Below are 254 nucleotides of genomic sequence, written 5' to 3'. Positions count from 1 at the left end.
GCATTCTTCGCACGGGCACGCCGGTCGGTGTTGGTGATCGGGTCGTGCCACACGACGACGAACTGGTTCGCCGTGCCGTCGAGCGCGGTGATGCTGTCTTCGTCGATCCCGAGCAGCCCGCTGTCCTCGTCGAATACCGGCAACGTCGCGACGTCGTAGTCGTCACGGATCAGCCGCAGCGTCCAGAGTCCGGTCGACCGCGAAAGGAACTGGGTGGCGCCGATGTGATCGAGGACGGTCTGCTCGAAGTTGTC

1 pseudogene is annotated in these 254 nt (G+C 64.6%); it reads right to left on the bottom strand.

Going from position 1 to position 254, the window contains the following annotated elements:
• Positions 1–254, bottom strand: a pseudogene (locus HMPREF2924_RS08210) (hypothetical protein); the annotation flags it as partial.

Source organism: Pseudomonas sp. HMSC063H08 (genome assembly GCF_001813645.1).
GTDB classification, from domain to species: Bacteria; Pseudomonadota; Gammaproteobacteria; order Pseudomonadales; family Pseudomonadaceae; genus Pseudomonas; species Pseudomonas aeruginosa.
The sequence above is the reverse complement of the archived record's forward strand: the minus strand, read 5'-3'. Positions and strand labels throughout refer to the sequence as shown.